At 73.8% G+C, this 2,427-nt stretch carries 2 protein-coding genes; one reads left to right on the top strand and one right to left on the bottom strand.

The window, feature by feature from the left end; translation table 11 throughout:
- Positions 1-1,919, bottom strand: a 1,919-nt coding sequence (locus ACFU99_RS40875; protein ID WP_384403030.1) for a hypothetical protein, incomplete at its 3' end; no start/stop codon positions are given.
- A gap of 73 nt (positions 1,920-1,992) precedes the next feature.
- Here ACFU99_RS40875 and ACFU99_RS40870 point away from each other — a divergent pair.
- The gene (locus tag ACFU99_RS40870) at positions 1,993-2,343 is read left to right on the top strand and encodes a hypothetical protein (protein WP_384403027.1); all 351 of its coding nucleotides are present in this window, start codon (positions 1,993-1,995) and stop codon (positions 2,341-2,343) included.
- The last annotated feature ends 84 nt before the right edge of the window (positions 2,344-2,427 follow it).

The raw sequence follows: 2,427 nt of genomic DNA, 5'->3' as shown, positions 1-2,427 counted from the left end.
GGTCCGGCGGTGAACCGCAACTGCACATTGCGCTGCCCGGCCACCCCGCCGGGCAGCTGGAACCACGCGCGCCGGCCGCCGTCGACGGCGTCCGTCAGCGCGGTGTCCTGGCCGATCCCGGAACGCAGCTGCTCGAACCGCCGCAGGTTCTCCAGCTGGGCGCGCCGGCGCTTCTCGCTCGAACCGGACCCGCCGCGCTCGCGCGAGGGCAGGAAGCCCTCCTGACGCAGATGCCGGTCCGCCCGGTCGAACATCTCCTCGGTGCCCTCGACGCCGACGGGCACCGCGGTCTGCCCGATGCTCTCGACGTTCTCCAGATGCGCGGGGGCCCGCCGCGTCTCCGCCTCCGTGGGGACATGCCCCTCGGTGATCTCCCGGGGCGGCAGCCGGAGCTCGATGCCCTCCTCCCACGGACCGAAGGAGTGGGTGATCTCGCCGCCGCCGGCGGGGATGAACGTGACGTCGTACGTGATGTCGGCGGGCACCACCAGGTGGCCGCTGGTCGTGTAGAGACCGTGCATCAGCGACGAGCTGCTGCCGGTGTTCAACCCGTCGTAGGGCGACCAGGACACCCCGGCCTTGCCGAAGAAGCCGCCGCCGTGCAGGGTGCCCGCGGTCGGGTGGCCGGCCGCGGTGTCGGGCGTGAACATCGGGCCGCCGCTGCCGTCCACCCCGATGCCGCTGGTGAGCCGCACCGACTGGTCCACACCGGAGCTGTGGGTGCGCCAGGACTCCAGCGAGAAGCCGTCCGGCACCCGGTCGGAGGGGGCCCGCGGCACCAGCCTGGCGGCGATCCGGACCACGCCGACCGCGCCGCCTCCCGCGCCGTACAGCACCGGCGAGTACACGCCGTTGTCGCGCTGCATCGGAACGCTGCCGCGCAGCATCCGCTCGGAGAGGAACTCGGTCAGGTCCTCCCGGGAGTCCTCGCCCAGACCGTTCAGGTCCGCGAAGTCCTCGTGGCCGAGGATCTCGGCCCGCAGCCGGGCCGGCTCCACGACGCCTTCGACGCCCCACAGCGGGAGGCCGTCGAGCCCGGCGGGCTGCGGCATCGGCCCCTGGTCGCCCGTGGGGGCGAAGGCCCGGTGCTCCGGGAACCACACGGTCACCGTGCCCTGCGCCCGCTCCGGCCCCCAGTCCGCCCGCGGGTTGCTGTCCGCGTCCGCCCGCACCTGCCAGCGGCTCGTGTAGTCCACGGCGTGCGCCGCGTCGCCGGTACGCTGCACGGTCTTCGTCGACACGCCCTCGCTGACCGTCACGGACTGCGAGAGCTGGTTGTGCGTCACGCTCACCGAGAGGGTGCCGTCGAACCAGCGCAGCGGGCCCTGCGGGCCTTCGTAGATCGCGATCCACGGGACCGGCACGGTGCGCACGGTGCCGGAGTCCTGGCTGCTGGAGGACGTCTGCCCGCCGTCGCCCGTCCGCTCCACCTTCGTCTTGCGCGGGACCTCGCCCGACGTCCCGGCGCGCTCGTTCAGCCTCGGGTCGGTCTGCCGCATCCGTACGTCCACGGTGCGCTCGGCCCCGTCGACGGTGACCGTGACGCGGTGGCCGCCGCCGCTGCGCACGCCCGTCAGGTTCTCGGAGATCTCCGACAGGTTGAGCGACTCGGTGAGCTGCGCGCGCACGTCGTCCGCGGCCGGGCTCTCCGGCGTCAGGCCCAGTTGCTCCACCACCTGCTGGTGCAGCCCGTCGATGTCGGCCGGGGCCTGCGCCTCGTACAGCACCATCCCGACCATGCCGTCGTGCCGGGAGCCGTAGTCGAGCGCGTACCGGGAGAGGGCGCGCGGCGTGCTGCCCTCGCCTTCGCCCTCGCGCGGCGCCGGGGTCTGCTCGAACCCGTCACCGCCGCTCCGGCCTGCGCCGCTGTTGCCCGCCGCTCCCCTGGAGCTGCCCTCGCCGGGGTCGGCGGGACGCACCTCGGGGTGCTCTTCGACGGGCGCGAGGATGGTGCGCTGCCGTGTGGGGGCGGTCGACTTGGCGGTGGACGTCTTGGCAGTGCTCGTCTTGGACGTGGACGTCTTGGACGACGAGCTCTTCGACTTCGATGTGGAGGTGGAGGTGGAGGTGGAGGAGCTCTTGGACTTCGAGGACGAAGACGACGAGGACGAGCTCTTCGACTTCGAAGAAGTCCCGGTCGTGGAGGAGCTGCTGGGCTTCGACCGGCTGCGCGACGGTTCGGCCGGGGCCGCCGTCGGGCGCGGGTCGGCGCCGAAGAAGACCTGCGGCTGCGCCGGGGAACTGGCGACGGCCGGTGCGCCGAGGGCGCGCGGCACCGTCGACGACTCCTCGACCGGGGCCGGGGCCGAGGTCGGGGCCTGGGTGCGGGCCTGGGTCTCCTGAATCGGCGGTGCGGGCGGCGGAGTCGTCCGGGCCTGCGCCGGCGGCTGGGTCGCCGCCCATTCCGCCGTGAAGGGCGGCGGGTCC

The sequence above is a fragment of the Streptomyces sp. NPDC057654 genome (assembly GCF_042800135.1).
Taxonomy (GTDB): Bacteria; Actinomycetota; Actinomycetes; order Streptomycetales; family Streptomycetaceae; genus Streptomyces.
This window is presented reverse-complemented; position numbering and strand designations above follow the sequence as displayed.